Origin of the sequence: Bradyrhizobium commune, from assembly GCF_015624505.1 — a bacterium.
GTDB lineage: Bacteria > Pseudomonadota > Alphaproteobacteria > Rhizobiales > Xanthobacteraceae > Bradyrhizobium > Bradyrhizobium commune.
This window is the reverse complement of the sequence record NZ_CP061379.1, coordinates 168,875-194,505: the sequence shown is the minus strand read 5'-3', so window position 1 is coordinate 194,505 and position 25,631 is coordinate 168,875. Positions and strand designations below refer to the sequence as shown.

The 25,631-nt window shown below is 65.4% G+C and carries 26 protein-coding genes; 12 read left to right on the top strand and 14 right to left on the bottom strand.

From position 1 onward, the window contains the following. Window positions 1–13 precede the first annotated feature (13 nt). From IC761_RS00885 to rsmI, 7 genes are all read right to left on the bottom strand, one after another. Window positions 14–1,303: a CpaE/TadZ family protein gene (locus IC761_RS00885; protein ID WP_195801449.1), complete on the bottom strand. Its 1,290-nt coding sequence runs from the start codon at window positions 1,301–1,303 to the stop codon at window positions 14–16. Next, window positions 1,300–2,037: a CpaD family pilus assembly protein gene (locus IC761_RS00880; RefSeq protein ID WP_195801448.1), complete on the bottom strand. Its 738-nt coding sequence runs from the start codon at window positions 2,035–2,037 to the stop codon at window positions 1,300–1,302. Before IC761_RS00880 ends, IC761_RS00885 begins: the two co-directional genes overlap by 4 nt. A 56-nt stretch (window positions 2,038–2,093) precedes the next feature. Further along, a complete protein-coding gene (locus IC761_RS00875) occupies window positions 2,094–3,611 on the bottom strand; it encodes a type II and III secretion system protein family protein (RefSeq protein ID WP_195801447.1) in 1,518 nt (505 codons plus the stop codon). A 10-nt stretch (window positions 3,612–3,621) separates the two neighbouring features. Continuing rightward, on the bottom strand, window positions 3,622–4,434 hold the full coding sequence (gene cpaB, locus IC761_RS00870) for a Flp pilus assembly protein CpaB (RefSeq protein WP_195801446.1): 813 nt from the start codon (window positions 4,432–4,434) through the stop codon (window positions 3,622–3,624). 486 nt (window positions 4,435–4,920) lie between these two features. Next, a complete protein-coding gene (gshB, locus tag IC761_RS00865; protein WP_195801445.1) occupies window positions 4,921–5,865 on the bottom strand; it encodes a glutathione synthase in 945 nt (314 codons plus the stop codon). A gap of 10 nt (window positions 5,866–5,875) precedes the next feature. Next, a complete protein-coding gene (locus IC761_RS00860) occupies window positions 5,876–6,274 on the bottom strand; it encodes a YraN family protein (RefSeq protein WP_195801444.1) in 399 nt (132 codons plus the stop codon). Next, window positions 6,261–7,211 carry a 16S rRNA (cytidine(1402)-2'-O)-methyltransferase gene (rsmI, locus tag IC761_RS00855; RefSeq protein ID WP_195801443.1) on the bottom strand — a complete coding sequence of 317 codons (951 nt, stop codon included), beginning with the start codon at window positions 7,209–7,211 and terminating at the stop codon, window positions 6,261–6,263. The genes IC761_RS00860 and rsmI overlap by 14 nt, the downstream gene beginning before the upstream one ends. A 339-nt stretch (window positions 7,212–7,550) precedes the next feature. Between rsmI and IC761_RS00850 the strand changes: the two genes are divergently transcribed. Continuing rightward, on the top strand, window positions 7,551–8,783 hold the full coding sequence (locus IC761_RS00850; protein WP_195801442.1) for a penicillin-binding protein activator: 1,233 nt from the start codon (window positions 7,551–7,553) through the stop codon (window positions 8,781–8,783). Window positions 8,784–8,898: 115 nt separating this feature from the next. Here the strand turns inward: IC761_RS00850 and hemW are convergent, their stop codons facing one another. The 3 genes from hemW to rph are packed head-to-tail and all read right to left on the bottom strand — an operon-like array spanning window position 8,899 to window position 11,460. Beyond that, window positions 8,899–10,083, bottom strand: a complete 1,185-nt coding sequence (gene hemW, locus IC761_RS00845; RefSeq protein ID WP_195804507.1) for a radical SAM family heme chaperone HemW — start codon at window positions 10,081–10,083, stop codon at window positions 8,899–8,901. A gap of 16 nt (window positions 10,084–10,099) precedes the next feature. Further along, entirely contained in the window at window positions 10,100–10,735 is a 636-nt protein-coding gene (rdgB, locus tag IC761_RS00840; RefSeq protein WP_195801441.1) for an RdgB/HAM1 family non-canonical purine NTP pyrophosphatase, read from the bottom strand. Window positions 10,736–10,746: 11 nt separating this feature from the next. Continuing rightward, on the bottom strand, window positions 10,747–11,460 hold the full coding sequence (rph, locus tag IC761_RS00835) for a ribonuclease PH (RefSeq protein WP_195801440.1): 714 nt from the start codon (window positions 11,458–11,460) through the stop codon (window positions 10,747–10,749). A 181-nt stretch (window positions 11,461–11,641) separates the two neighbouring features. On the opposite strand from rph, the gene hrcA reads away from it, so the two are divergent. Further along, complete coding sequence (hrcA, locus tag IC761_RS00830; RefSeq protein ID WP_195801439.1) at window positions 11,642–12,730, top strand: heat-inducible transcriptional repressor HrcA; 1,089 nt, start codon at window positions 11,642–11,644, stop codon at window positions 12,728–12,730. Window positions 12,731–12,829: 99 nt separating this feature from the next. Continuing rightward, window positions 12,830–13,435, top strand: coding sequence for a nucleotide exchange factor GrpE (grpE, locus tag IC761_RS00825; RefSeq protein WP_195801438.1), 606 nt, complete (start codon window positions 12,830–12,832; stop codon window positions 13,433–13,435). Window positions 13,436–13,453: 18 nt separating this feature from the next. Here grpE and pncA read toward each other — a convergent pair whose 3' ends face one another. Both pncA and IC761_RS00815 read right to left on the bottom strand, forming a co-directional pair. Next, window positions 13,454–14,176 (bottom strand): bifunctional nicotinamidase/pyrazinamidase, encoded by a 723-nt coding sequence (gene pncA / locus IC761_RS00820; RefSeq protein WP_195801437.1) that lies wholly within the window; start codon window positions 14,174–14,176, stop codon window positions 13,454–13,456. A gap of 273 nt (window positions 14,177–14,449) precedes the next feature. Continuing rightward, window positions 14,450–15,391: a hypothetical protein gene (locus IC761_RS00815; protein ID WP_195801436.1), complete on the bottom strand. Its 942-nt coding sequence runs from the start codon at window positions 15,389–15,391 to the stop codon at window positions 14,450–14,452. A 395-nt stretch (window positions 15,392–15,786) separates the two neighbouring features. Here IC761_RS00815 and dnaK point away from each other — a divergent pair, with 395 nt between their 5' ends. The 8 genes from dnaK to IC761_RS00775 all read left to right on the top strand — a co-directional run bounded on the left by dnaK (window position 15,787) and on the right by IC761_RS00775 (window position 23,179). Next, the gene (gene dnaK, locus IC761_RS00810; protein ID WP_195801435.1) at window positions 15,787–17,688 is read left to right on the top strand and encodes a molecular chaperone DnaK; all 1,902 of its coding nucleotides are present in this window, start codon (window positions 15,787–15,789) and stop codon (window positions 17,686–17,688) included. A 259-nt stretch (window positions 17,689–17,947) separates the two neighbouring features. Then, the gene (dnaJ, locus tag IC761_RS00805) at window positions 17,948–19,075 is read left to right on the top strand and encodes a molecular chaperone DnaJ (RefSeq protein ID WP_195801434.1); all 1,128 of its coding nucleotides are present in this window, start codon (window positions 17,948–17,950) and stop codon (window positions 19,073–19,075) included. 91 nt (window positions 19,076–19,166) lie between these two features. Next, the gene (locus IC761_RS00800; RefSeq protein WP_195801433.1) at window positions 19,167–19,766 is read left to right on the top strand and encodes a class I SAM-dependent methyltransferase; all 600 of its coding nucleotides are present in this window, start codon (window positions 19,167–19,169) and stop codon (window positions 19,764–19,766) included. A 57-nt stretch (window positions 19,767–19,823) separates the two neighbouring features. After that, entirely contained in the window at window positions 19,824–20,402 is a 579-nt protein-coding gene (locus IC761_RS00795; RefSeq protein WP_195801432.1) for an NADPH-dependent FMN reductase, read from the top strand. A gap of 6 nt (window positions 20,403–20,408) precedes the next feature. Beyond that, window positions 20,409–21,119, top strand: a complete 711-nt coding sequence (gene pyrF, locus IC761_RS00790; protein ID WP_195801431.1) for an orotidine-5'-phosphate decarboxylase — start codon at window positions 20,409–20,411, stop codon at window positions 21,117–21,119. A gap of 23 nt (window positions 21,120–21,142) precedes the next feature. Then, window positions 21,143–21,454 (top strand): DUF1330 domain-containing protein, encoded by a 312-nt coding sequence (locus IC761_RS00785; RefSeq protein WP_195801430.1) that lies wholly within the window; start codon window positions 21,143–21,145, stop codon window positions 21,452–21,454. A gap of 263 nt (window positions 21,455–21,717) precedes the next feature. After that, complete coding sequence (dapB, locus tag IC761_RS00780) at window positions 21,718–22,533, top strand: 4-hydroxy-tetrahydrodipicolinate reductase (RefSeq protein WP_195801429.1); 816 nt, start codon at window positions 21,718–21,720, stop codon at window positions 22,531–22,533. Window positions 22,534–22,555: 22 nt separating this feature from the next. Continuing rightward, entirely contained in the window at window positions 22,556–23,179 is a 624-nt protein-coding gene (locus IC761_RS00775; protein ID WP_195801428.1) for a 2,3-bisphosphoglycerate-dependent phosphoglycerate mutase, read from the top strand. A gap of 127 nt (window positions 23,180–23,306) precedes the next feature. Here the strand turns inward: IC761_RS00775 and IC761_RS00770 are convergent, their stop codons facing one another. Both IC761_RS00770 and IC761_RS00765 read right to left on the bottom strand, forming a co-directional pair. Then, a complete protein-coding gene (locus tag IC761_RS00770) occupies window positions 23,307–24,203 on the bottom strand; it encodes a methylated-DNA--[protein]-cysteine S-methyltransferase (RefSeq protein ID WP_195801427.1) in 897 nt (298 codons plus the stop codon). 54 nt (window positions 24,204–24,257) lie between these two features. Further along, window positions 24,258–24,776 carry a DUF2244 domain-containing protein gene (locus IC761_RS00765; protein WP_195801426.1) on the bottom strand — a complete coding sequence of 173 codons (519 nt, stop codon included), beginning with the start codon at window positions 24,774–24,776 and terminating at the stop codon, window positions 24,258–24,260. Window positions 24,777–24,798: 22 nt separating this feature from the next. Between IC761_RS00765 and nth the strand changes: the two genes are divergently transcribed. Then, window positions 24,799–25,587: an endonuclease III gene (gene nth, locus IC761_RS00760; protein ID WP_195801425.1), complete on the top strand. Its 789-nt coding sequence runs from the start codon at window positions 24,799–24,801 to the stop codon at window positions 25,585–25,587. The last annotated feature ends 44 nt before the right edge of the window (window positions 25,588–25,631 follow it).

The window sequence follows — 25,631 nt, the reverse complement described above, 5'->3', positions numbered from 1 at the left end:
CGAAAACGCTATGTTACGACGCCTTGCGGTGCGGTGCGGATCCGCGTCCCGGCCTGCCCTTCAGCTTCTTCAGCAGCGGCCCGAGCAGCGAACGCTTCGGCTTCTTCACCTCGCCGCGTCCGGCGAGACGGTTCGCCATGTTCTGGAACAGCTCGGTGGTGCGGTGGCTCTTGGAGATTTCCGCGATCATCTGGCCGTTATTGGCCGCGGCCGAGAACAGTTTTGAATCGAACGGAATCACCGCGAGCGGCTGGCTCTCCATCGTCTTGGCGAAGGACTTGACGTCGATCTCCGCGCGCTTGTGCATGCCGACCTGGTTGATGCAGTAGAGCGGCGGCCGGTCGTTCGGCCGCGCCGCCTTGAGCACGGTCAGCATGTTCTTGGTGTTGCGCAGATTGGCGAGATCGGGCTCGGCCACGATCACGATGTCGTCGGCATTGACCAGCGCGCGCTTGGTCCAGGCCGACCATTGATGCGGCACGTCGAGCACGATGCAGGGCGTGGTCATGCGCAGCGTGTCGAAGATCGCGTCAAAGGCTTCGGCGCCGAAATCATAGACGCGATCTAGGGTCGCGGGTGCCGCGAGCAGGCTGAGGCGCTCGGTGCATTTGGCGAGCAGGCGCTCCATCAGCGCCGTGTCCGGCCGGTCCTGCGACAGCACCGCGTTGGCGATGCCCTGCGGCGGATCCTGGTTGTAGTCGAGGCCGGCGGTGCCGAAGGCGAGGTCGAGATCGATCACGACGGAATCGAGCGCGAGGTCGCGCGCAATCGTCCAGGCCACGTTGTGCGCGACGGTGGAGGCACCGACGCCGCCCTTGGCGCCGACCACCGCGATGACGCGGCCGGTGATGATGGCCTCCGAGGCCGAGAACAGGCTGCAAATCGAGCGCACCACGTCGATGGTCTCGACCGGCCCGATCACGTAGTCGTTGACGCCGCGGCGGACCAGCTCGCGATAGGGTGCGGTGTCGCCGGGATTGCCGATCACGACCACGCGGGTGCCGGGATCGCAGACGCCGGCGAGGTCGTCGAGGCCCTCGAGGATGTCGCGCGTGCCGTCGGATTCGATCACGATCACGTTCGGCGTCGGCATCGTGTCATAGACTTCGATTGCCGCAGCCAGGCCGCCGCTCTTCGCGGTCAGATGCGCTTTCGCGAGACGGCGATCCTGCCCCGCCGCGGTCACCGCGGCGAGCGTCTGCTCGGTCTCGCAAAACGCCTGCACCGAGATGCGCGGGACCGGCGCAATGTGCTCGTCGGGGTGCTGCGGATCGTCCGCTTCTTCGTCGTGAATGCCCGTCATTTGCCTGTATCGCTGAGTTTGGCCTTTTCGGCTTCGGGATAGGTGGTCGTGGTCGCCGTGCCCTTGCGGTAGCGGTCGAAGGCGATGTCGCGCCGTGCGGTGTAGGCCGGGGTTTCGGCGCGCGGCTGCTCGAGGTCGGCGGGGTTGTCGATCATCGCCGCGAGATTGCGCTGGGTGGCGCAACCGAGATTGAAATAGGGCCGGTTCTCGTTGTAGCCGGGATCGACGATGGACGGACCCATGTCCTCGGGCCACAAGCCGCAGGGTCCGGCGACCGCGGCGATCTTGGAATAGCTCAGCCGGATGGTCGGCAGCAGGCCGGGATCCTCGGGACGATAGGGATGCTGGACGATGGCGCGCGAGGGTACGCCGCCGGCGCCAAGCACGGCGCGGATTTCGCGATAGGTCGCAGCCGCAGCGCGCGAATTGGCAGTGTCGATGGGAACATCGACAACAACCGAGCCGGTGCCTTCGCGCACCCAGTCCTGGGCGATGCCCATCACGTCCGCATGTTGCGCGGTCGAGAGGCCGCCACGAGCCTTGCCGACGAAGATCACGATCGAGCGCTTGCCTTCCTGCACCGCGATCGGGTGGCGCATGCGATAGTCGATCGGCACCGTCTGGGTGGTGACAACGTCGCCGGTGGTGTTGCACGCGCCCAGCGTGACAGCGAGCCCCGCCAGTGCCAGCGCGATGCGCAAGCCGCGACGCCGATCCTGTGTCGTCTTCGTCATCGCCTCGTCCCCTCTTGCCCCGTTTCTCGCCCCGTTCCCCAAAACGTCCGCCCGTGTCAGTCGATGATGAAGCCGAAATCGCCGGGCATGCCGTTGATCGGATCGACGCGGCGGGCGATGCCATAGAGGCGGTTCATGCGGCCGAGCAGCGCCGACTGCGCATCCGACGAGGGCGCGAAGCCGTCATCGGGCCGCGACAGGTCCTTCTGGGCGACCGCGCGCACCACATAGGGCGTCACGATCACCATCAGCTCGGTCTCGTTGTTGACGAAGTCCTGGCTGCGGAACAGCGCGCCGAGGATCGGCACTTGGTCGACGCCGGGCAGGCCGTTGATCGCTTGCTTGGTCTGCTGCTGGATCAGGCCGGCCATCGCCATCGAGCCACCCGAGGGAATTTCCAGCGTCGTCTCGGCGCGGCGGGTCTGGACCGAGGGAATCGTGATCGAGTTGGTCGAGCTCGAGGACAGCGCCTGCGACACCGTGATGGCATTCTGGCTCGACAGCTCCGAGACCTCGGTCATCACGCGCAGGCTGATCCGGCCCTCGCTGAGCACGACGGGGGTGAAGTTCAGCGAGATGCCGAACTTCTTGTAGGTGATCTGGGTGGTGCAGACATGTGTGGTCGGATCGCAGGCGTAGCCTCCGGGAATTGGAAATTCGCCGCCGGCGACGAAGGTCGCCGATTCACCGGAGATCGCCGTCAGGCTCGGCTCGGCCAGCGTCCGCATCACGCCGGCGCTTTCCATCGCGCGCATCGTGGCGCTGACGGTGGCGACGCCCTTGGTGAGGCCGGCAACGCCGAGCCCGTTGTTGCTGACCAGCGGTCCGCCGCTGGCTGTAAACGGGTTCGAGTTGTTGAAATTCACCACCGCAGTGCCGGCGTTCAGGCTGGCGCTGAGGTCGACGCCCAGCTGCTTGACGATGTCGCGGCGCACTTCGCCGACCACGACCTTGAGCATCACCTGGTCGCGGCCGCGCACGACGATGTTGTTGACGACCTTCTCCGGGCCGCCGACGAGCTTTGCGGCGACGTCGCCGGCCTGCTGCGCTTCCACCGGGCTCGATACCGAGCCGGTCAGCATCACGCTATCGCCGACGCCCTCGATCTGCACACCCGGCAGCGACGAGCGCAGCGCGGCGCGCATGCCGTTGAGGTCGCGCTTCACCGCGATGTCATAGGCGGCGACCTGCTGGCCGTCGGCGCTGAAGAACACGACGTTGGTCTGGCCGACCGTGCCGCCGATGATATAGGCGCGTTGCGCCGAGCGGATCACGGCATTGGCGATCTTGGGATCGGCCACCAGCACGTCCTTGACCTCACGCGGCAGGTCGATGACGACGGATTTGCCCACGCCGAGCGAGAGGAAACGCGTCTTCGCTGGCGCGATGGTTGCAACCGACGACACGCCGAGATCCGGTGCCTGCATCGGCGCCTGGTCGCCGACCGGCGCATCCGCGGCACTGACCCGGCCAGGGACTGCGACCAGCCCCAGCATCAGCATTGCCCCCGTCCAGAACGAGCGCGTGCGCTTCCCCCGAATGCGCAGGCCCGTCCGAATGTCCCCGTCCTTCATGCTATCCCCATCACTTCTGTGACGTCAGTTGCCGCGCCTGCACGCCGTATCGGATCACGTTGACGCCGTCCGCGCGCTTGAGCCCCTGGTCTTCGAGCGAGCCGTCGGCCGCGTTGGCATCGGCGATGCTCCGCAGCGCGAGCGTCAGCGTGCCGCCCTGGCGCGAGGCCGACAGTGTCGCGACCTGGTCGGGCTTGAGCTCGAGCGTGACGGTCTTGCCGAGCACGGTGGTCTGGCCGTCCTTTTCCTTCGGCGCCTGGTCGATCGCGAGCACGCGGATGTTGCGCAGGATGACCTCGGACAGGATCAGATCGTTGCCGCCGGCCGGGCCATTGGTGTCGGGATTCTTCAGGCGGCGGGTCAGGACGACGTCGACGCGGTCGTTCGGCAGGATGAAGCCGCCGGCGGCGGTCTCGGCGGAAATTTCGGTGGAGACGGCGCGCATCCCTGAGGGCAGGATCGCGGCCATGAAGCCGGAGCCGTCGGCCTTCACCAGCTTCTGCTCGCGGATCGGCTCGCCTTGCATCAGGGGCATGCGCGCGATCGAGCCGGCGATCTGGGTCTGCGCGTCGGGCCTGCTGTCACGGCGGATAAAGGCGCCGCTCGCGGTCGCCGCCGGCCAGACCTGCCATATCAGGTCGTCGGGCTTGACCGCCTGGCCGAGCTGGATGTCGCTCTTCGCGACCAGAACCTCGATCGTCGGTAGCTTCTCGGCGACCGGAAGCGCGGGCGCGGGCTTGTTGTCATAGCCGCTGGCGAGATAGGCGGCGACGCCGCCGGCGCCCAGCGCGATGACGAGAACGACAATGCGTGCGGTATTCATACGCTGCTACTCTTACGCGGGGCACTCGGACCGCACCTGGCGGGTTCCCCCGTGTCGATGAGTAGGCAGTAAAAGTATAAGGGGTGTTGCGAGGCCGAGTGTGATGGCCTGTGACGGTGCGAGTTCTGGGCAGATGGTGAATGCCGCGTTAGCCGCGAGGCTGCGGCCCCGTAGACCTACGCGTGTCCGCTCATGCATTCGGATGAGACGCCGGGCGTCATGGTGAATGGGTGGTTAGCGGTCGGCGGGGCGGTATGCTGATGAGACGGAAGCAACGCCAACATCAATGGTGTCGTCCCGGCCTGGTGCGCAAATGCGCACGGGGGCCGGGACCCATAACCACAGGGAGTAGTTGTGGCGCGCAGCTGGTAACCCCGACCCGTCGCAAAACTGTTGCTGCGGCGTATGGGTCCCGGATCGGCGCTCCGCTTGTCCGGGACGACGTGCGGAGAGATCGCGGGCTCCCAGACGAATCATTGCGGAATATTACTTCGCGCGCTTCTGCTCGATCACGTCCCAGATCTTGGCGGCAACGTCCGGCCCACCCAGCCGCGCAATCGCGCGGATGCCGGTCGGCGAGGTCACGTTGATCTCGGTGAGATTGCCGTTGATGACGTCGATGCCGACGAACAAGAGGCCGCGCTCGCGCAGCGCCGGCCCGACGGTCGCGCAGATCTCGCGCTCGCGGGCGGTGAGCTCGGTCTCCTGCGCAGCGCCGCCGCGGACCATGTTGGAGCGGAGGTCGTCGGCGGCCGGCACGCGGTTCACTGCGCCTGCGAACTCGCCATTGACCAGGATGATGCGCTTGTCGCCGTGCTTCACCTCGGGGATGAACTGCTGGATCACCCAGGGCTCCTTGAAGGTCACCGAGAACATGTCGTAGAGCGAGCCGAAATTCATGTCCTGCGGCATCACGCGGAACACCGCCGCGCCGCCATGGCCGTGCAGCGGCTTCATCACCACGGCGCCGTGCCTGTCGCGAAACGCATTGATCTCGTCGAGGTCGCGCGAGATCAAGGTCGGCGGCATCAGCTGCGGAAAGTTCATCACGAACAGCTTTTCCGGCGCGTTGCGCACCGAGGCCGGGTCATTGACCACCAGCGTCTTCGGATGGATCCGCTCCAGGAAATGCGTCGAGGTGATGTAGGCGAGATCGAACGGCGGATCCTGGCGCAGCAGCACCACGTCAAAGCCATTGAGCGCCTCGCGCTTGGGCTCTCCAAGCGTGAAGTGATCGCCGGGCTCGTCACGCACGGTCAGAAGCTGCACCGGCGCGACCAGCTCCTCGCCGACCATCGAGAGCTTGTCCGGCGTGTAATAGGACAGGCCGTGGCCGCGCTTCTGCGCCTCCAGGAGCAGCGCGAAGGTGGAATCGCCCTTGATGTTGATGCGGGCGATGGGGTCCATCTGGACGGCGACGTTCAGTTTCATGGTCTGCCTTTCAGGTCGAGGCGTCGAATGCCGCCAACACATGGCGTGGAAGCGAGCGCGGCGCAATCAGCATGGCGTCGAATCGCAGCTCGAATTCCGCATGCTCGGGATGCGCGGCAAGCCAGCCTTGCGCGGCGTCGATGATGCGCTGCTGCTGGCGCGGCGTCACCGCATAGGCGGCCTCGTCGAGGCTGGCGCGCGCCTTGACCTCGACAAAGGCGATCAGATTGCGGCGGCGGGCGACGAGGTCGATCTCGCCATGCGGTGTGCGGTAGCGCTTTGCCAGGATGCGATAGCCCTTGGCCATGAGGTAGGCTGCGGCGCGGGTCTCGGCCGAGATGCCGGTGCGGAACGCGGCGACACGTTCGGGCGAGGCGACTTTCGGTTCTGCGCCCTTAGTCTTCGCCATCGTCGCCCCGCAAGCCTCTTGCGAGCTCGAGCGCGCGGGCATAGACCTCGCGGCGCGGCCGGCCGGATAGCTCGACGGCGTGCGCCACTGCGTCCTTGACGCTGTGCGCGGCGAGCTGCCCGCGCAGGAGATCATCCAGCGCGTCCGACGTCATCACCTCGGCGTCGGCCGCGGGCGGGCCGATCACCAGCACGAATTCGCCGCGCGTCTCCAGCGTGTCCGCCTCGCGCGCGAGCTCGCTCAGGGTCGCGCGCGAAATCTCTTCGTGCAGTTTGGTCAGCTCGCGGCAGATCGCGGCCTCGCGCGTGCCGATGATCTCGGCGAGATCGGCCAGCGTATCCTGCACGCGGTTGCCGGATTCGAACATCACCAGCGTCGCATCGATCCGGGCGAGCTCGGTGAGGCGCGAGCGCCGGGCGACGGATTTCGCCGGCAAAAAGCCTTCGAAGAAGAAGCGGTCGGTCGGCAGCGCCGCGACCGACAGCGCCGCGAGCACCGAGGACGGGCCAGGCAATGCGTAGACGGCATGACCCGCGGCGCAGACCTCGCGCACCAGCTTGTAGCCGGGATCGGAGATCAGCGGCGTGCCGGCGTCCGACACCAGCGCGACCGAGCCGCCCTGCGCGAGCGCCTCCAGAATTTTCGGCCGCGCGGCCTCGGCATTGTGCTCGTGATATTGCTTGAGCTGCGCCGAGATATCGTAGCGCTCGGTCAGGCGCCGCGTGATGCGGGTGTCCTCGCAGGCGATGATCTCGACCCCGGCCAGCGTCTGGAGCGCGCGCAGCGTGATGTCGCCGAGATTGCCGATCGGGGTCGCGACCAGATAGAGGCCTGGCGCCGGCTTCGGCGCGACGAGCCGATGGGCGTCGATGGAGAAACCGCGCAAGGCGGCGTCTGTGCCTTCAGGTGTATTTATCGGGGCCGGCTTTGCGCGCATAATGAAACGAACTTAGGCATGATCCGGAGGGCTGGGAACCGGTGCTCCGAAAAAGATCGTACCGGTTAAGGGGCGAGGAAGGACTGGAATGTGATCCGTCCGGGGTCACATTCGAGAGGGAATGCAGCGTCAGTGCCATATTCGCGGCGGAAACGCCGCCTTGGTGCTTGGTGACGGACGGCGGACAGCGAGCCAGAACTTGACAGGCGGCCGCGTTAAGCGGTCCTTATCCTTTTGTTTTGGTTAACTATTTGCCGACAATATGCCTGAATCCGCGACTTCCGTCGCGGCAAGTTCGTTGTGACCGGCCGGCGACGGCGGGTCAGAAGAGAAGCTGCCATGCTGGGCCCGCGTGATTTGAAGTCTCCCGTTCAGGGGCCCCGATCGTCGGGGGCGACCCGGAGGGGCGCGCTTGGCCTGTTGCTCGGCGCGCCGCTGCTGTCGGCCTGCGCCGGCGTGCAGCAGAGCCTCAGCCAGTTCTCCAATCCGTTCTCGAGCTCCCAGCCCCCGGCCCAACCGGCTGGCCCGCCGCAGCAGGCCACGACCGCCGGCAGCGGTGGTGTGAAGGTCGGCGTGATCTTGCCGCTCTCGGCCGCGGGCAATGCCGGCCTCGCCGCGCAATCCATGCGCAACGCCGCCGAGATGGCGCTGGCCGAATTCCAGAACCCGAACATCCAGCTCCTGATCAAGGACGACAATGGCAGCCCGCAGGGCGCGCAAGCCGGCGCGCAGCAGGCGGTCGACGAAGGCGCCGAGATCATCCTGGGGCCGCTGTTCGCGCAGTCGGTGCCGGCGGTGGCGCAGGTCGCGCGCCAGCGCGGCATCTCCGTGATCGCGTTCTCGACCGATTCCAGCATCGCCGGCCGCGGCGTCTATCTGCTCAGCTTCCTGCCGGAGTCCGACGTCAACCGCATCGTCGAGTATTCCGCCAGCATCGGAAAGCGCTCCGTCGCCGTGCTCGTGCCCGACAACGCCTATGGCAACGTCGTCGAGGCCGCGGTGAAGGCGGCGGTGCCGCGGCGCGGCGGCCGCGTCGTCGCGTTCGAACGATACGGCGCCGATCGCGCCACGCCGGCACGAACCGTGGCGCAGCAGCTCGGCAGCGCCGATGCGCTGTTCATCGCCGATGACGGCGATGCCGTCGTCGCGGTGGCCGATGCGATGACGGCCGCGGGCGCGAATTTGCGCAACATCCAGCTGCTCGGCACCGGCCTGTGGGACAATCCGCGCGTCTATGCCAGCCCAAATTTGCAAGGCGGCCTCTACGCCGCGCCCGATCCGGCCGGTTTTCGCGCGTTCTCCGGCCGCTACCGCACCAAATACGGTGCCGAGCCGATCCGCACCGCGACGCTCGCCTATGACGCGGTCGCGCTCGTCGCCGCCCTCGCGCGCACGCAAGGCACCACGCGCTTCTCGCCCGATGTGCTCACCAACCCTTCCGGCTTTGCCGGCATCGACGGCCTGTTCCGCTTCCGTGCCGACGGCACCAACGAGCGCGGGCTCGCGGTGATGAAGGTGACGACCGGCGGCGGTGTTGCGGTCGCGGGCTCGCCGAAGAGTTTTGGGGCATAGCTCAGGGCGACGGTGCCGTAGGGTGGGTTAGCCGAAGGCGTAACCCACCATGTTTCCGTGCACGTGGGACAAAGTTGGCGGGTTACGCTTCGCTAACCCACCCTACGACACCTCGCTACGCCGCGAGATCCGCAACCACCGCGTCCAGCACCGGGAAACCGCTGCTCGTCACGCGCAAGCGCCCCGTCGCATCGACTGTGATCGCGCCTTCCTCGCGCAGCAGCGCGATGCGCTTTGGGTCGAGCGGGCGGCCGGAGAGCGCTCTGTAGCGCTCGGGGTCGATGCCCTCAGCAAGGCGCAATCCCATCAACAGGAATTCGTCGGCGCGCTCTTCGCTGTTGAGGAGATCGTCGGTGACGATGCCGTTGCCGTTGCTTTCAACCCGCATCAGCCAGGCCTCGGGGCGCTTCTCGGTGGCGGTGGCATGGCGCACGCCGTCGATGTCGAGACGGCCATGGGCGCCGGGGCCGATACCGGCATATTCCTCGCCGCGCCAGTAGACCAGATTGTGCCGGCACTCGGCGCCGCGCCGTGCGTGGTTGGAAATCTCGTAGGCGGGAAGGCCGAGCTTGTCGCAGGTCTCCTGCGTCACGTCGTAGAGCGCGCGCGCGACGGCTTCGTCCGGTGTCTTCAATTTGCCGGCCTGGTGCAGGCCGAAGAAAGGCGTGCCTTCCTCGATCGTCAATTGATAGAGCGACAGATGCTCGGCCGCTTCATCGATGGCGTGGCGGAGCTCGTCAGCCCACATCGCCGGCGTCTGGTCGGGACGGGCGTAGATCAGGTCGAACGAGTAGCGGTCGAACGAGCGGCGCGCGATCGCGACGGCATCTAACGCCTCGCGCGCGCTGTGCATGCGGCCGAGCGCCTTCAGCGAGACATCATCGAGCGCCTGCACGCCGAGCGAGACGCGGTTGACGCCGGCGGCGCGATAGCCGGCAAAGCGCGTGGCTTCGACACTGGTGGGATTCGCCTCGAGCGTCACTTCGACGTCGCTGGCGACGGTCCAGTGCTTGCCGATCGCATCGAGCACGGCGCCGACGGTTGCCGGCTGCATCAGCGACGGCGTGCCGCCGCCGAGGAAGATCGAGGTGACCTCGCGGCCAGGCGAGCGCTGTGCGGTGGTTTCGATCTCGCGCGCGAAGGCGGAGGCAAAGCGCGCCTCGTCGATCGCAGCGTGGCGGACGTGGCTGTTGAAGTCGCAATAGGGGCACTTCGACAGGCAGAACGGCCAGTGCACGTAGACGCCAAAGGGTTCAGATTCTTGTTTTGACGCGTTTTCCTTGCGCGAACCGGTATCCACTTCGCTCGAAAACGCTCTAGCGCGGCTCAAGGCAGATCTCCGCCAGTTTCACGAAGGCACGGGCACGGTGCGACAGGCCGAGGCCAAGCGGCGGCAGGCCGTGCTTCTCGATGCTTTCCATCTCGCCGAAGGTGCGCGTGTGACCGTCGGGCAGGAACATCGGATCGTAACCAAAACCGGCGGTGCCGCGCGGCGGCCACACCATCGTGCCGTCGACGCGCGCCTCGACCTCTTCGAGATGATCGTCGGGCCAGGCGACGCAGAGTGCGGAGACGAAATGCGCGGTGCGCTTGTCCGGCGTGGTCGCGCCGCGCTCCTGTAGCAGGCGCTCGATCTGCGCCATCGCCGCGCTAAAATCCTTGGCTGGCCCGGCCCAGCGCGCGCTGTAGATGCCGGGTGCGCCATCGAGCGCGTCGACGACAATCCCGGAATCATCGGCGAACGACGGCAACTTCGTTGCCTGCGCCGCCGCGATCGCCTTGATCGCGGCGTTGCTGCGGAAATCGTTGCCGGTCTCGTCCGGCTCGGGCAGGCCGAGCTCGCCGGCCGACACCGCCTCGATGCCGTACGGCGCGAGCAGCTCCTTCATCTCGGCGAGCTTGCCGGGATTGTGAGTGGCGATGACGAGCTTTCCGGTGATTCGGCGGGGCATGGGCCTATTGACTACGCGACAGCCAGTTTCTGCAAGTCCACGAGACGCGCGATGCCCTTCTGGGCCAGCGCTATCAGCGCCAGGAACTCGTCCTGCGTGAAGGGCTCGCGTTCCGCGGTGCCCTGCACCTCGATGATGCGGCCGTCGCCGGTCATGACGAAATTGGCGTCGGTCTCGGCTTCCGAATCCTCGGCATAGTCGAGGTCGAGCACCGGCTTGCCCTGATAGATGCCGCAGGAGATCGCGGCGACATTGTCGCGCAGCACTTTGGCCTTGATCATGTTGCGCGACTTCATCCAGTTGATGCAGTCGGCGAGTGCGACCCAGGCGCCGGTGATCGAGGCGGTGCGGGTGCCGCCGTCGGCCTGGATCACGTCGCAATCGACCGTGATCTGGCGCTCGCCGAGCGCTTCGAGATCGACGATGGTGCGCAAGGAGCGGCCGATCAGGCGTTGGATCTCGACGGTGCGGCCGCTCTGCTTGCCGGCAGAGGCCTCGCGGCGGGTGCGTTCCAGCGTGGCGCGCGGCAACATGCCATATTCGGCGGTGACCCAGCCGCGGCCCTGGCCCTTCAGCCATGGCGGCAGGCGTTCCTCCAGCGTGGCCGTGACCAGCACATGGGTGTCGCCGAATTTCACGAGGCAGGAGCCTTCCGCATATTTGACCACGCCGCGCTCAAGCGTCACGGGGCGCAATTCGTCGGGCGCACGGCGGCTTGGCCGCATGGGAAATCCTCCAAAACTCTCGGAAAAGGGCTGTTCGCGGTGCTTGTAGGGGGGGCGAGGGTGAGCAGCAAGGGGAAACCACAAGGCTTTTTCACCCCCGGTTTTCCACCCCGCAAACGCCACGCTTGTCAGAAGCTTCCGGGATGGACAAATTATGAGCACCTGAGAGGAGTTATCGTCTGTGGCCCATCACGATCCGATCCATCTGATCGCGCCGCGCGCAGGCCTCGCCCAGCTCAACGAGCGTTCCCGCGACATCTTTCGTCAAATTGTCGAAAGCTATCTCGCCACCGGTGAGCCGGTCGGCTCGCGCAACATCTCCCGCCTGATCGCGATGCCGCTGTCGCCGGCCTCGGTCCGCAACGTCATGGCGGATCTCGAACATCTCGGCCTGATCTATGCCCCGCACACCTCCGCCGGCCGGCTGCCGACGGAACTCGGCTTGCGTTTCTTCGTCGACGCTTTGATGCAGGTCGGCGACCTCAACGAGGCCGAGCGGCAGTCGATCCAGAGCCAACTGACCTCGGTCGGGCAGGCGCAGTCGGTCGAGGCGGCGCTGGATCAGGCGTTGACGCGGCTGTCGGGTCTCACCCGGACCGCCGCGGTCGTTCTGACGCCGAAATCCAATACGCGGCTGAAACACATCGAATTCGTTCGCCTGGAACCGGAAAAGGCGCTGGTGATCCTGGTCGGCGAAGATGGCCAGGTCGAAAACCGCGTGCTGGCGCTGCCGCCGGGAGTTCCCTCCTCGGCGATCACAGAGGCCGGCAATTTCCTCAACGCGCGGATCCGGGGCCGAACGCTGGCCGAGGCGCGGCTCGAGCTTGAGACCGCGCTCAACGAGGCGCGCGCCGAGCTCGATCAGCTGACGCAGAAGGTGATCTCGGCCGGGATTGCGAGCTGGTCCGGCGGCGAGAACGAGGACCGCCAGCTGATCGTCCGCGGCCACGCCAATCTGCTGGAAGACCTGCATGCGCTGGAGGATCTCGAGCGCGTGCGGCTGCTGTTCGACGATCTCGAGACCAAGCGCGGCGTGATCGACCTCCTGGGCCGCGCAGAAACCGCCGAAGGCGTCAGGATTTTCATCGGCTCGGAGAACAAGCTGTTTTCGCTGTCCGGTTCCTCCACCATCATCTCGCCCTATCGGGATGCGGCCGGCAGCATCGTCGGCGTTTTGGGCGTGATCGGGCCGACGCGGCTGAATTATGCCCGTGTGATCCCGACCGTGGACTACGCCGCCCGTATCGTCAGCCGCCTGCTGGGGGGCTGACCGGCATTTGCGCCGATCACGGGCGCTTGATTTTCAGCGCCCGAAGCACGATATCCGGGCCAGCAAAATCCCATTGAGACCAGTTCGAGAAGAGAGCCGATGACCGATCGAGACCGGCAACCCGAAGACACGACTGCTGCGACCGGCGAGCCGGTGGTGTCAAAACCCTACATCATGCCCGACGATCCCGAGCCCGGCTCGGTCGAGCTGTTGCAGAAGGAAGCCAGTGAGGCGCGCGACCGCATGCTGCGGACGCTGGCCGAGATGGAAAATCTGCGCAAGCGCACCACCAAGGAGGTCGCTGACGCCCGCCTCTACGGCATCACCGGCTTTGCCCGCGACGTGCTCGACATCGCCGACAATCTCCAGCGTGCGCTCGATGCCATTCCGGCCGAAACGCGCGCCGCGGCCGATCCCGGCCTGACCTCGCTGATCGAGGGCGTCGAGCTCACCGAGCGCTCGCTGCTCAACGCGCTGGAAAAGCACGGCGTGAAGAAGTTCGATCCCTTGGGCCAGAAGTTCGACCCGAACTTCCAGCAGGCGATGTTCGAAGTGCCTGATGCGTCGGTGCCGTCGGGCACCGTGGTTCAGGTCGTGCAGGCCGGTTACACCATCGGCGACCGCGTGCTGCGCCCGGCGCTGGTCGGTGTCGCCAAGGGCGGGGCGAAGGCCGCGCCCGCGGCGAACAGCAACGAGGCGAACTAGGCGCGACGTAAGTCACACTTACGCGCTCACCGCGATGTCCGCAGACTGGATCCGCTTCACGCCGGCCTTGGCCATATCGGTCCAGGCCTTTGCCAGCGAGCCCTGATTGTCGATGCCGCGGCAGGCGTCTTCGACGACATAGACCTCGAAGCCGGCCTTGCGCGCATCGAGCGCGGTCCAGGCGACACAGAAATCGGTCGCGAGGCCGGCGACAAAGACGCGCTTGATCTTGCGCCCCTTGAGATAGCCGGCAAGTCCCGTCGAAGTCTTGCCATCGGCTTCGAGGAAGGCCGAATAGCTGTCGACGTCCTTGTGAAAGCCCTTGCGGATGATCAGCTCGGCCTGCGGGATCGAGAGATCCTTCGACAGCGAGGCGCCGTCGGTGCCCTGCACGCAATGGTCGGGCCACAGCACCTGCTTGCCGTAGGGCAGGTCGATGGTCTCGAACGGCTTCTTGCCGGAATGCACCGAGGCAAACGAGACGTGGCCAGGCGTGTGCCAGTCCTGCGTCATCACCACGTTAGAGAACGCCTTGGCCATCTTGTTGATGACCGGCACCACCTGCTCGCCTTCTTTCACCGCGAGGCTGCCGCCGGGCAGGAAGCAATTCTGCACGTCGATCACGAGCAGCGCCGATGCGTCGTCCGGCTTGATCGAGGTCGCTGCAAACAGCGCGCTTGGTGCGAGGGTTGCGAGCGCCGTCGTCCCCAGCGCCGCCAAAATCTGTCGCCGATTGAGCATCGTTCGCCTCCTCCAGAATGATCTAATAAGGTGATCCACCGGGAGCGAAGCCTAGTTCCGTTCGTATACGAACAAAAGCCCGAAAATGCAGCCGGCTTTGATGAGCGGTTGAGCTGCTAATCCAGATCGTCGTCCCGGCGCAGGCCGGGACCCATACGCCGCAGCAATGGTTTTGCGAAGACTTGGAATTACCAGCTCACCCTGCAACCACTCCCTGTGGTTATGGGTCCCGGCCTTCGCCGGGACGACACCGGATGTGTTGGACCGCCGTCGTCAGCCCTTCGGCTGGATGCCGTCGCGCACGGCGCGGAAGCGGGTGAAGGCATCCGACCACTGGTCGCGCGGGGCGCTGGCGATGATACGCAGCGAGGCGCCGCCGGCGGAAAAGCGGATCCACTGCACCACGGTCACCGGGACCTTGTCCTTACCGCTGACGCCGTCGATCCGGGTCTCAAAACCCTGCTGGCCATTGATGCGGATCGGCTCCGACATGGTAATGCGCGATTCGCGCACGCCGGGAATCTGCAGCGCGGCTTCCTGCGCGAAGCGGGCGCGGTCGTCGGCCTGCTGCGGGGTGGCGCCGATCAGGCCGAGGATCATGAACGGCTTCTGTTCATAGCCGGTGCTCTCGCTGCCGTCGGCCAGGATGATGCTGGCGCCCGGCGCCAGCGTGCGGATGTCCTTGAAGTCGGCGAGATCGGTGATCTTGAACGGCATCAGCGCGATCTGCTCTTCGGCCGAGACCTGCTTGCGGGTGCTGGTGCTCGCAAACATCTGCCGCACCGCCTCATCGGTGTAGATCTTGGTGGCGTTCTCCGGGATCTGGACCGCGACATAGCCGGAGAATCCGGGACCCGGCACGATCATCGAATAGCGCTTCACCGGGGTGTCGCCGGCCTTGCCAGTCTCGGTGGTGAAATAGGCCAGCCCCGCCGGCGTCTCGATCTTGTCCTGCTTCACCCCGTTGTTGCCGGCCGGGTTGGCGCTGAAGGCACTGGCGACCTCGCCATAGGCCGCCGGCGGCAGCTCGGTGATCAGCACCTTGACGCTGCCGTCCTCGCTTTCGAAGCCCGGGAAGGTCTTGGCCGCATTGAGGCCGACCAGCGGCACCATGCCGAGGCGCAAGCCGGGCGGGAAAACAGCGTCGGCGGCGAAGGCCGCAAGTGCCGTGGCGGCGAGGAGGGCGAGCGCGGCGAGGGGGCGGATCAGCTTCATGGGCACTCTGATTGGTTCACATTGAGGCCGTTCGATGGTCGGCCATCGGGCCTCTTTGTCGCGCGAGGCACGGTCGCGCGGCGGTCCGGCCGGTCCGCCTTTTAGCGGGTTTGGCGCGCCGGTAACAAGGCGGGGCGGATCACGGCGGCGCGGGCCGGCTGAGGGCTGAACCTGTTAATAATTCCTCACCCGCAAGGGCGGTGCAGGGCGGATATGTTCTTCCAAAACCCGATGTTTTCACGGCCGAAACTTGCGTTCGGTCCTTGCGGGCCCCTCCCCCCCTCCTATATGAGCGTCAACCATCGCAATATCGCGAATGTTTGATCTTAGGGGGTTTCGGTTCGGGTGCCTTCTGGGCCCAGCCAACCTGCCGCAAAAACAAGGATATCAGGACCATGGGAAAGGTCATTGGGATCGACCTCGGCACCACGAATTCGTGCGTCGCCGTGATGGATGGCAAAAACGCCAAAGTCATCGAGAATTCCGAAGGCATGCGCACGACGCCTTCGATCGTCGCCGTCACGGACGACGGTGAGCGCCTCGTCGGCCAGCCTGCCAAGCGCCAGGCCGTCACCAATCCCGAGCGCACGTTCTTCGCAGTGAAGCGCCTGATCGGCCGCCGCTACGACGACCCGATGGTCGAGAAGGACAAGAAGCTCGTTCCGTACAAGATCGTGAAGGCTTCCAACGGCGACGCCTGGGTCGAGGCCGACGGCCAGACCTACTCGCCCTCGCAGGTCTCGGCTTTCATCCTGCAGAAGATGAAAGAGACCGCGGAAGCCCATCTCGGCCAGAAGGTCGACCAGGCCGTCATCACCGTTCCCGCCTACTTCAACGACGCCCAGCGCCAGGCCACCAAGGACGCCGGCAAGATCGCCGGCCTCGAAGTGCTGCGCATCATCAACGAGCCGACCGCGGCTGCGCTCGCCTATGGTCTGGACAAGACCAAGACCGGCACGATCGCCGTGTACGACCTCGGCGGCGGCACGTTCGATATCTCCATTCTCGAAATCGGCGACGGCGTGTTCGAGGTGAAGTCGACCAATGGCGACACCTTCCTCGGCGGCGAAGATTTCGACATGCGCCTGGTGGGCTACCTCGCGGACGAGTTCCAGAAGGAGCAGGGCATCAACCTGCGCAACGACAAGCTCGCGTTGCAGCGCCTGAAGGAAGCCGCTGAAAAGGCCAAGATCGAGCTGTCGTCGACGACGCAGACCGAGATCAACCTGCCGTTCATCACCGCGGACCAGACCGGCCCGAAGCATCTGACGATGAAGCTCACCCGCGCCAAGTTCGAGGCGCTGGTCGACGACCTCGTCCAGAAGACCGTCGAGCCCTGCCGCAAGGCGCTGAAGGATGCCGGCGTCACCGCCGGTGAGATCGGCGAAGTCGTGCTGGTCGGCGGCATGTCGCGCATGCCGAAGGTCCAGGAAGTCGTGAAGCAGCTGTTCGGCAAGGAGCCGCACAAGGGCGTCAACCCGGACGAAGTCGTGGCGATCGGCGCTGCGATCCAGGCCGGCGTGCTCCAGGGCGACGTCAAGGACGTGCTGCTGCTCGACGTGACCCCGCTGTCGCTGGGCATCGAGACGCTGGGCGGCGTGTTCACCCGCATCATCGACCGCAACACCACGATCCCGACCAAGAAGAGCCAGGTGTTCTCGACCGCCGAGGACAGCCAGAACGCGGTCACCATCCGCGTCTTCCAGGGCGAGCGTGAAATGGCGGCCGACAACAAGATGCTCGGCCAGTTCGACCTGATGGGCATTCCGCCGGCCCCGCGCGGCATGCCGCAGATCGAGGTGACCTTCGACATCGACGCCAACGGCATCGTCAACGTCTCGGCCAAGGACAAGGCCACCGGCAAGGAACAGCAGATCCGCATCCAGGCCTCCGGCGGCCTGTCGGAAGCCGACATCGACAAGATGGTCAAGGACGCCGAGGCCAATGCCGCGGCCGACAAGCAACGCCGCGAGGCGGTCGACGCCAAGAACCATGCCGACGCGCTGGTGCACTCCACCGAGAAGGCGCTGGCCGAGCACGGTTCGAAGGTCGCCGAGACCGAGCGCCGCGCCATCGAGGATGCCGTCAGCGACCTCAAGGAAGCGCTGAAGGGCGACGATGCCGAGGCGATCAAGGCCAAGACCCAGACGCTGGCCCAGGCTTCGATGAAGCTCGGCGAGGCCATGTACAAGCAGCAGGCCGAGGCCGACGCCAAGAAGGATGCGGCCAAGGACGACGTCGTGGACGCGGAATTCACCGAGGTCGACGACGACAAGAACAACAAGAAGTCTGCATAAGCCCGCGAGGGTCATGATGCGGACGGCTTGGACCCCACACGCTGCAACGGCCTCCCCCTTCAGGGGGGAGGCTTTCGTGTCGGGCTCGACGGGCCAGGACTCTTTTGAAGTCGGTCCCGTTACGATCAATCAATCCCCAGCCGTTATTCTCAACGCTGCCATGCAGCCCTCTGCCGCAAGGCGGAAGGCTGCCTATATCGTCGCGTGGCGACGTTGTTTCGCTCCGACTTGAATCGCGATTGGATAGACCGGGTCACACATGTCCACCAAGCGCTGCTATTACGAAACCCTCGAAGTCGAACGCTCGGCCGACGATTCGGTTCTGAAATCGTCCTTCCGCAAGCTGGCGATGAAATTCCACCCCGACCGCAATCCCGGGGACGACACCAGCGAAGTCAAGTTCAAGGAAATCAACGAGGCCTACGAGATCCTCAAGGACAAGGACAAGCGCGCGGCCTATGACCGTTTCGGCCATGCTGCCTTCGAGCAGGGAGGCCCCGGTGGCGGTCCCGGGTTCGGCGCAGGCTTCGCTTCGTCTTTCTCCGACATTTTCGAGGATCTGTTCGGCATGGCCGGGCAGCGCGGCCGCGGCGGCCGCGAGCGTGGCGCCGATTTGCGCTACAACATGGAAATCACCCTCGAGGAAGCCTTTGGCGGCAAGACCGCGCAGATCGAGATCCCGGTCTCGGTCACCTGCGAGGCTTGCTCGGGCATTGGCGCCAAGGCCGGCACCAAGCCCAAGACCTGTGCGACCTGTGGTGGCGCCGGCCGTGTGCGGCAGTCGCAGGGCTTCTTCACGCTCGAACGCACCTGCCCCGGCTGCCAGGGCCGCGGCCAGATGATCGAGGATGCCTGCCCGTCCTGCTCGGGCCAGGGCCGAGTCACCCGCGAGCGCAATCTGTCGGTCAACATTCCTCAGGGCGTCGAGGACGGCACCAGGATCAGGCTCGCCGGCGAAGGCGAGGCCGGAGTCCGCGGCGGCCCGCCCGGCGACCTCTACATCTTCCTGTCGCTGGCCCAGCACCAGTTCTTCCAGCGCGATGGCGCCGACCTGCATTGCCGCGTGCCGATCTCGATGGTGACCGCTGCCCTTGGCGGCGAATTCGAGGTGCCGACCATCGACAAGGGCAAGACCAAGGTGAAGGTCCCCGCCGGAACCCAGTCCGCCCGCCGCTTCCGCATTGCATCAAAAGGCATGCCGGTGCTGCGCTCGCGGCAGATGGGCGATATGTATGTCCAGGTCGTGGTCGAGACCCCCCAGAACCTCACCAAGAAGCAGCAGGAATTGCTGGCCGAGTTCGACAAGCTCTCCTCCGGCACAACCCAGCCGGAAGCCGACGGCTTCTTCGCCAAGGTCAAGGATTTCTTCGGTAATCGGGCGAATTGACCCGGCTTGACCGTACCGTCCGCGGCCTATACCTGTTTATGACCATTTTCTGACACGCCGCGGTCACGCGGTCCCGTCGTCCGGTCCTGACATGCCCTTGCCATCGTCCGCGCGTGCGTTGAAGAAGCCTCGTCTTGATGACGAGGTGCGTTTTCTAAGGTCGTGGATCGAAAAGCCGCTGCATATGGGCGCGGTGATGCCGTCGGGCAAGCTTCTCGCCCGGACCATGGCGCACTACGTCGATGTCAATTCGGACGCCCCGGTGGTCGAGCTCGGACCCGGCACCGGCGCCATCACTTCCGCGCTGGTCGAGCGCGGCGTCGACCAGAAGCGCCTTGTCCTCGTCGAATACAATCCCGGCTTCTGCGCCCTGCTCCGCGACCGCTATCCGCAGGCCAAGGTCGTCCAGGGCGATGCCTATCGCCTGCGTGATACGCTCTGGAACGTGCTGAGCGCGCCGGCGGCGGCGGTGGTCTCTGGCCTGCCGCTGGTGACGAAGCCGATGCTGACGCGGCTGCGGCTCATGCGCGACGCCTTCACGGCGCTCGCGCCTGGCGCGCCCTTCGTCCAATTCACCTATGCGGTGGTGCCGCCGATCCCGAAATCGTTGCCCGGCGTGTCCACAGAGGCATCGGAACGGATCTGGATGAACCTTCCGCCGGCCCGCGTCTGGGTGTATCGCAAGGACTAATTCCGCCGGCTTTCCTCTTTGCGCGGCGGGCTCGTTTCGCCGAACGCATTGGATTGGATGTCAGCACCGAAAATCCTGGTCATTCCTGGCTCGCTCCGCACCGGCTCGCATAATGCGAAGCTGGCGGCGGCAGCCAGCTATGAATTCGCCCAGGCCGGCGTCGACATCACCCGCATCTCGCTGGCCGATTTTCCGCTGCCGATCTATGACGGCGATCTCCAGGCCAAGTCCGGCGTGCCCAAGCACGCAACCAATCTCAAGCGCATGATCGGCGCGCATCATGGCGTGCTGTTCGTCACGCCCGAATACAACGCCTCGGTGCCGCCGCTGCTGAAGAACGCGATCGACTGGGTGAGCCGGGTACAGGATCCGCACGAGGCGCGCGGCGACGTGTTCCGCAACCGCGCCTTTGCGCTTGCCGGCGCCTCGCAGAGCCGGCTCGGTGCCGCCCGCGCGCTCCAGGCGTTGCGGCTGATCCTGACCTCCTGCCACGCCAATGTGATCGCGAGCCAGCTCACGCTCGCCTTTGCCGATCAGGCCTATGACGATATGGACAGGCTGAAGAACGAAGGCGACATCGCCTCGTTGAAGGAGATGGTGCGGCAGTTGATCGATATTTCCCAACGCATGATGTGAGGTGACATGACGCCAGCCGAAATCGCCCCGAAGGACCGCCTGATCGTCGCGCTCGATCTGCCCAGCGTTGATGCCGCGGAGGCGATGATTGCGAAGCTTGGCGACAGCGTCACGTTCTACAAGATCGGCTATCAGCTCGCTTATGCCGGTGGATTGCCTTTGATCGGCAAGCTCGCCGACAAGGGCAAGAAGGTATTTGCCGATCTCAAGATGCACGACATCGGAAACACGGTGACGCGCGGCGTGGAGAGCGTGGCCAAGCTCGGCGCGACCTTCCTGACCGTGCATGCCTATCCGCAGACCATGAAGGGCGCGGTCGAAGGCCGCGGCAAGGCCAGCCTGAAGATTCTCGCGGTGACCGTGCTGACATCGTACAATGACGACGATCTGCATGCGGCAGGTTACAGGCTCAGCGTCTCGGAGCTGGTCGAGGCGCGCGCGCAGCAGGCCCAGGTGCTCGGCGTCGACGGCCTCGTCTGCTCGCCGGAGGAGGTGGGTGCTCTGCGCAAGACCGTCGGCCACCAGATGAGCCTCGTCACGCCCGGCATCCGCCCGGCAGGCTCTGCGACCGGTGACCAGAAACGCATCATGACGCCGGGCCGCGCGATCGCGGCCGGCGCCGATTATCTCGTCGTCGGACGGCCGGTGGTGGAAGCCGCCGACCCCAGGGCGACCGCTGACGCCATCCAGGCCGAGATAGCTGCGGCGCTGGGCTAACCAACAACACAGGGAGAAGAACAATGGCAAAAGGCTACTGGATCGGACGCGTCGATGTGAACAATGACGAGGGCTACAAGCCCTATGCCGTGGCCAACGGTCCGATCTTCAAGAAATGGGGCGCCCGCTTCGTCGTCCGCGCCGGCAAGTTCACCACCGTCGAGGGTGCTAGTCGCAACCGCAACGTCGTGATCGAATTCCCCGACTACGAGACCGCGATCGCCTGCTACAACTCGCCGGAATACCAGGCCAACATCAAGGTGCGCCAGCCGCACTCCATCGCCGACCTCATCATCATCGAGGGCTACGACGGCCCGCAGCCGTCGGACGGCTAGGCCGCGATCTGCGCGCGCGCCTCGTCCTTCGAGACGACCGCTCCGCGGTCTCCTCAGGATGAGGCCAAGCAGCACCGGTACCCGTCGAATTTGTTGCCACGTACTCCGAACTCATCCTGAGGGCCCGCTGCAGGCGGGCGTCTCGAAGGATGGCCGCAAGCGACCTGCCTTCAGGGGGAGATAGGGCGCGCGCTGGCGCCTGCCCGCCCCTCGGTTGCCGGAACTGCATCCCGCCGCTACAACGCATCTGAGAGGATCGCACCATGTCAGACATGCGCTTGATTGTTGCTGGAGCCGGCGGCCGGATGGGCCGGGCGCTGACGCGGGCAATCGCCGACAGCAAAGGCGCGGTGCTGGCTGGCGCGCTGGAGGCGCCGGGTTCGGAGCTGCTCGGCAAGGATGCCGGCGTGCTCGCAGGCCTGCCGGCCAACGGCATCAAGCTCTCCGCCGATCTCTGGGCCATGTCCAAGGACGCCGACGGCATTCTGGATTTCACCGTTCCGGCCGCGACCATCGCCAATGTCGCGATCGCGGCCGAGCGCGGTATCGTCCATGTCATCGGCACCACCGGGCTTTCGGCTTCGGATAACGCCGTGATCAAGAGCGTCACCAACCGCGCCGTCGTCGTCCAGTCCGGCAATATGAGCCTTGGCGTCAATCTGCTCGCAGCGGTGGTGAAACGTGTCGCCAAGGCGCTCGACGAGAGCTTCGATATCGAGGTCGTGGAAACGCATCACCGCATGAAGATCGATGCGCCCTCCGGTACCGCGCTGATGCTGGGTCAGGCGGCAGCGGCCGGTCGCGGCATCTCGCTCGAGGACAATGCAGAACGCGGCCGTGACGGCATCACCGGCGCGCGCAAGCCCGGCGCAATCGGCTTTGCCTCCTTGCGCGGCGGCACCGTCGCCGGCGAGCATAGCGTCACCTTCCTCGGCCCGTTCGAGCGGCTGACATTGTCGCATCTCGCTGAAGACCGCATGCTGTTCGCACACGGCGCGCTGAAGGCGGCGCTGTGGGCGCATGGCAAGAAGCCGGGGCACTACTCCATGGCCGACGTGCTCGGCCTCGCAGATATCTGAAGAACCAAACGGAAAGCAGTCAATGAGCGAACGTCTTCTCGTGCTCGTCCGCCACGGCCAGAGCGAATGGAATCTGAAGAACCTGTTCACCGGCTGGAAGGATCCTGATCTCACCGAGCTCGGGGTGAAGGAAGCCTCGGAAGCCGGCCGCAAGCTGAAGGCACAAGGCCTCGTGTTCGACGTCGCCTACACCTCGGTGCTGACGCGCGCGCAGCACACGCTCGATCTGATTCTGGGCGAGCTCGGCCAGGAGGACTTGCCGACCAACAAGGACCTCGCGCTGAACGAGCGCGACTATGGCGATCTCTCCGGCCTCAACAAGGACGACGCCCGCAAGAAATGGGGCGAGGATCAGGTGCTGATCTGGCGCCGTTCCTACGATGTGCCCCCGCCCGGCGGCGAAAGCCTGAAGGACACGCTGGCGCGCGCGCTGCCGTACTACGTGCAGGAGATCCTGCCCGGCGTGCTCAACGGCAAGCGCACGCTGGTTGCCGCCCATGGCAACTCGCTGCGCGCACTGATCATGGTGCTGGAAAAGCTCTCGCCCGAAGGCATCCTGAAGCGCGAGCTCGCGACAGGTGTGCCGATCATCTATCGCCTCAATGCGGATTCGACCGTGGCATCGAAGCTGGATCTGGCGGGCTAAAGCATGATCTGGAAAAGAAATCGTAGGGTGGGTTAGCGTCAGCGTAACCCACCTCTTTGGTTTCTGCGGTGACAGAAGTGGTGGGTTACGCTACGCTAACCCACCCTACGCAGCTACGGCTTCTCGCCTACTGCACCCCCAGCTGTCCGGCCTCCCAGCCCAGCATCGCCTGCTTGCGGGTGATGCCCCAGTGATATCCGGTGAGCTTGCCGCTCTTGCCGAGTGCGCGGTGGCAGGGCACGACAAAGGACACCGGGTTCTTGCCGACGGCAGCACCTACGGCGCGCGAGGCCTTCGGACTGTCGATGTTGCAGGCGATGTCGGAATAGGACACCGCGCGGCCCATCGGGATCTTCAGCAGCGTCTCCCAGACCCGCACCTCGAAGTCGGTGCCGATCAGGACAACGCGCAGCGGCTGATCCGGCCGCCACAGTTTTGTGTCGAAGATGCGCTGCGCCAGCGGCGCGGTGCCTTCGTGATCCTCGACATAAGTTGCGTTCGGCCAGCGCCGCGTCATGTCGGCGAGCGAGGCCTTCTCCTCACCGGGATCGGCGAAGGCGAGACCGGACAGCCCGCGATCTGTCGCGATCACGATCGCGGTGCCGAACGGACACGGATGGAAGCCGTAGCGCAGCCTCAGTCCCGCGCCGCCGTTCTTCCATTCGCCCGGCGACATCGCTTCATGGGTGACGAAGAGATCGTGCAGCCGGCCCGGGCCCGAGAGCCCGGAGTCGAGTGCGGCGTCGAGGATGCTCGCGGAGTCCCTGAGCAGCCCCTTGGCGTGATCGAGCGTCAGTGCCTGCATGAACGCCTTGGGCGTGATCGAGGCCCAGCGGCGGAACAGATGGTGCAGCTCATCCGGGGTGACGCCGGCCGCATCCGCCATCGCCTCGATGGTCGGCTGCGCGCGCCATTTCTCCGAGATGAAGGCGATCGCTCGGCGCACGGAATCATAATCGCGCAGCGCGGCGTTCTGGGGGCCCGGCTTGGCCAGGCGCTGGTCATGTATGGCGAGTGTCATCATGACCGGAAATGTAGGAGAGGGGCGGGCGCGAAACCACCCGATTTCTGACTGGGTTCAGGGGATCGGATTGTAGGTCGGACCGCGCCTTGCGGCGTTCAGCGCCTCGACTAACGCCTTGTAAAAACTGGTCTTTTCTTCCGGACCTAAAAAACCGGCGATCTGGATACGGCGGCCGCGCGAGATCAGATAGAGATGCTCGATGCCAAAATCCTCGTCGACCTCCTGGTCGAGCCGCACCCAGAGCGGATTGAAGGTCCATTCGGCGACCTGGCCGCGGTGGCTGACACGCCGTACGCGCAGCTCGGTCGGGGTGACGGTGATCTCCTCGCTGGCGCGCGCGGCGCGGAAATTGACCTTGAAGGCCCACCAGATCACGAGCACGTCGAGGCCGAAGAAGCCGAACACCGGCCAGGCGCCCATCATCAGGAACACGATGCCGGTGACGAAGCTGACCACGCTCAGAAACAACATCACGGCGAGGAAGCCGGTGCGGTTCAGCGAGCGATGCGGCGTCAACCGCGCGGAGAGGATCTCGACCTCGTTCTCGCGCTCAATTTCGTTGCCTGTGCTCATCGTCCCTCAGTATATCCCGATCATGGCGAAAATCATCCGCAAGCCGGCCTCGCGCAGAGCGGCCGTGACGAAGAAAAAGGCAAAGGCGGCCGCTTCGAAGCCGAAGGCGCCGAAGACCAAGGCTCCCAAACCCAAGGCACCCAAACCCAAGGCTCCCAAACCCAAGTCTGTAAAACCCTGGACACCGGCTGAGATCCACGAGGTCTTCAGCCGATTCCGAAAAGCCAATCCGGAGCCGAAGGGCGAGCTCGAGCATCTCAACCCCTATACGCTGCTGGTTGCCGTGGTGCTGTCGGCGCAGGCCACCGACGCCGGCGTCAACAAGGCGACGCGTGCGTTGTTCGAAATCGCCGACGCGCCGCAGAAGATGCTCGATCTCGGCGAGGAGCGCTTGCGCGAGTACATCAAGACCATCGGGCTCTATCGCACCAAGGCCAAGAATGTCATCGCGCTGTCGGCAAAGCTGCTCGCCGAATTCGGCGGCGAGGTGCCGCGCACGCGCGCGGAGATCGAGTCATTGCCCGGCGCTGGCCGCAAGACCGCCAATGTCGTGCTCAACATGGCCTTTGGTGAGCACACCATGGCGGTCGACACGCATGTGTTCCGCGTCGGCAATCGCACAGGCCTCGCACCCGGCAAGACACCGATCGAGGTCGAGCTCGGGCTGGAAAAAGTGATCCCGTCCGAATTCATGCTGCATGCTCATCACTGGCTCATTCTCCACGGCCGCTACACCTGCCTCGCGCGCAAGCCACGCTGCGAGGTATGCCTGATCAACGATCTTTGCCGTTGGCCGGAGAAGACGGTGTGAGGCAGTATCCGCCGTCGTTCCAGGACGATGTGAAGCGAGTGAGT

Bases quoted from the DNA above. Each gene is read 5' to 3' on its own strand.
- dnaJ (WP_195801434.1), top strand. From the start codon at position 17,948: ATGTCCACCAAGCGCTGCTATTACGAAACCCTCGAAGTCGAACGCTCG.
- cpaB (WP_195801446.1), bottom strand. From the start codon at position 4,434: ATGAATACCGCACGCATTGTCGTTCTCGTCATCGCGCTGGGCGCCGGC.
- IC761_RS00800 (WP_195801433.1), top strand. From the start codon at position 19,167: ATGCCCTTGCCATCGTCCGCGCGTGCGTTGAAGAAGCCTCGTCTTGAT.
- IC761_RS00875 (WP_195801447.1), bottom strand. From the start codon at position 3,611: ATGAAGGACGGGGACATTCGGACGGGCCTGCGCATTCGGGGGAAGCGC.
- IC761_RS00795 (WP_195801432.1), top strand. From the start codon at position 19,824: ATGTCAGCACCGAAAATCCTGGTCATTCCTGGCTCGCTCCGCACCGGC.
- dnaK (WP_195801435.1), top strand. From the start codon at position 15,787: ATGGGAAAGGTCATTGGGATCGACCTCGGCACCACGAATTCGTGCGTC.
- IC761_RS00785 (WP_195801430.1), top strand. From the start codon at position 21,143: ATGGCAAAAGGCTACTGGATCGGACGCGTCGATGTGAACAATGACGAG.
- IC761_RS00815 (WP_195801436.1), bottom strand. From the start codon at position 15,391: ATGAAGCTGATCCGCCCCCTCGCCGCGCTCGCCCTCCTCGCCGCCACG.
- gshB (WP_195801445.1), bottom strand. From the start codon at position 5,865: ATGAAACTGAACGTCGCCGTCCAGATGGACCCCATCGCCCGCATCAAC.
- pyrF (WP_195801431.1), top strand. From the start codon at position 20,409: ATGACGCCAGCCGAAATCGCCCCGAAGGACCGCCTGATCGTCGCGCTC.
- rph (WP_195801440.1), bottom strand. From the start codon at position 11,460: ATGCGGCCAAGCCGCCGTGCGCCCGACGAATTGCGCCCCGTGACGCTT.
- IC761_RS00880 (WP_195801448.1), bottom strand. From the start codon at position 2,037: ATGACGAAGACGACACAGGATCGGCGTCGCGGCTTGCGCATCGCGCTG.
- IC761_RS00885 (WP_195801449.1), bottom strand. From the start codon at position 1,303: ATGACGGGCATTCACGACGAAGAAGCGGACGATCCGCAGCACCCCGAC.
- IC761_RS00850 (WP_195801442.1), top strand. From the start codon at position 7,551: ATGCTGGGCCCGCGTGATTTGAAGTCTCCCGTTCAGGGGCCCCGATCG.
- rsmI (WP_195801443.1), bottom strand. From the start codon at position 7,211: ATGCGCGCAAAGCCGGCCCCGATAAATACACCTGAAGGCACAGACGCC.
- rdgB (WP_195801441.1), bottom strand. From the start codon at position 10,735: ATGCCCCGCCGAATCACCGGAAAGCTCGTCATCGCCACTCACAATCCC.
- IC761_RS00860 (WP_195801444.1), bottom strand. From the start codon at position 6,274: ATGGCGAAGACTAAGGGCGCAGAACCGAAAGTCGCCTCGCCCGAACGT.
- IC761_RS00765 (WP_195801426.1), bottom strand. From the start codon at position 24,776: ATGAGCACAGGCAACGAAATTGAGCGCGAGAACGAGGTCGAGATCCTC.
- IC761_RS00770 (WP_195801427.1), bottom strand. From the start codon at position 24,203: ATGATGACACTCGCCATACATGACCAGCGCCTGGCCAAGCCGGGCCCC.
- nth (WP_195801425.1), top strand. From the start codon at position 24,799: ATGGCGAAAATCATCCGCAAGCCGGCCTCGCGCAGAGCGGCCGTGACG.
- IC761_RS00775 (WP_195801428.1), top strand. From the start codon at position 22,556: ATGAGCGAACGTCTTCTCGTGCTCGTCCGCCACGGCCAGAGCGAATGG.
- dapB (WP_195801429.1), top strand. From the start codon at position 21,718: ATGTCAGACATGCGCTTGATTGTTGCTGGAGCCGGCGGCCGGATGGGC.
- pncA (WP_195801437.1), bottom strand. From the start codon at position 14,176: ATGCTCAATCGGCGACAGATTTTGGCGGCGCTGGGGACGACGGCGCTC.
- grpE (WP_195801438.1), top strand. From the start codon at position 12,830: ATGACCGATCGAGACCGGCAACCCGAAGACACGACTGCTGCGACCGGC.